Source organism: Methylobacter sp. BBA5.1 (assembly GCF_000746145.1).
GTDB classification, from domain to species: Bacteria; Pseudomonadota; Gammaproteobacteria; order Methylococcales; family Methylomonadaceae; genus Methylobacter; species Methylobacter marinus.
This window is the reverse complement of record NZ_JQKS01000083.1, coordinates 1-1,637: the sequence shown is the minus strand read 5'-3', so window position 1 is coordinate 1,637 and position 1,637 is coordinate 1. Positions and strand designations below refer to the sequence as shown.

Annotated in this window: 1 rRNA gene; it reads right to left on the bottom strand. The window is 53.5% G+C overall.

The features are described from left to right. Positions 1-1,637: ribosomal RNA gene (locus tag EK22_RS21780) — 23S ribosomal RNA — on the bottom strand; the annotation flags it as partial.

Here is a 1,637-nt window from a genome sequence, read left to right as displayed (position 1 = left end):
GGACTCATGGTCCCAGTGAGATCTCATCTTGGGAGGGGCTTCCCGCTTAGATGCTTTCAGCGGTTATCCTGTCCGAACATAGCTACCCGGCCATGCCACTGGCGTGACAACCGGAACACCAGAGGTTCGTCCACTCCGGTCCTCTCGTACTAGGAGCAGCTTCCCTCAAATCTCAAACGCCCACGGCAGATAGGGACCGAACTGTCTCACGACGTTCTGAACCCAGCTCGCGTACCACTTTAAATGGCGAACAGCCATACCCTTGGGACCTGCTTCAGCCCCAGGATGTGATGAGCCGACATCGAGGTGCCAAACACCGCCGTCGATATGAACTCTTGGGCGGTATCAGCCTGTTATCCCCGGAGTACCTTTTATCCGTTGAGCGATGGCCCTTCCATACAGAACCACCGGATCACTATGACCTACTTTCGTACCTGCTCGATGTGTCTATCTCGCAGTCAAGCACCCTTATGCCATTGCACTCATTGCCTGATTTCCGACCAGGCTGAGGGTACCTTCGTGCTCCTCCGTTACTCTTTAGGAGGAGACCGCCCCAGTCAAACTACCCACCAGACACTGTCCCCAGCCCAGATCATGGGCCCAGGTTAGAACTTCAAACATACCAGGGTGGTATTTCAAGGATGGCTCCACACCAACTGGCGTTGGTGCTTCACAGCCTCCCACCTATCCTACACAAGTAGGTTCAAAGTCCAGTGTCAAGCTATAGTAAAGGTTCACGGGGTCTTTCCGTCTAGCCGCGGGTATACGGCATCTTCACCGCAATTTCAATTTCACTGAGTCTCGGGTGGAGACAGTGTGGCCATCGTTACGCCATTCGTGCAGGTCGGAACTTACCCGACAAGGAATTTCGCTACCTTAGGACCGTTATAGTTACGGCCGCCGTTTACCGGGGCTTCGATCAAGAGCTTCGCGTGAGCTAACCCCATCAATTAACCTTCCGGCACCGGGCAGGCGTCACACCCTATACGTCCACTTTCGTGTTTGCAGAGTGCTATGTTTTTGCTAAACAGTCGCAGCCACCAGTTTATTGCAACCTCCTTCGGCTCCAGTCGCGAGGACCTTCACCTACCAAAGGCATACCTTCTCCCGAAGTTACGGTATCATTTTGCCTAGTTCCTTCACCCGAGTTCTCTCAAGCGCCTTAGAATTCTCATCCCACCCACCTGTGTCGGTTTGGGGTACGGCCACTGATAACCTGAAGCTTAGAGGTTTTTCTTGGAAGCCTGGCATCAATCACTTCGTCACTCAAAAGAGCGACTCGTCGTCACGTCTCAGCATAGAGTCTCCCGGATTTGCCTAAGAGACCTGCCTACTCGCTTAAACTGCCACTTCCAACCGGCAGCTGACCTAGCCTTCTCCGTCACCCCATCGCAGTTACCACCGGTACAGGAATATTAACCTGTTTGCCATCGACTACGCCTTTCGGCCTCGCCTTAGGTACCGACTAACCCTGCGTCGATTAGCGTTGCGCAGGAAACCTTGGGTTTTCGGCGTCAGGGTTTTTCACCCTGATTATCGTTACTCATGTCAGCATTCGCACTTCTGATACCTCCAGCCGACTTCTCAATCGACCTTCGCAGGCGTACAGAACGCTCCTCTACCGCTCATCCATAGGA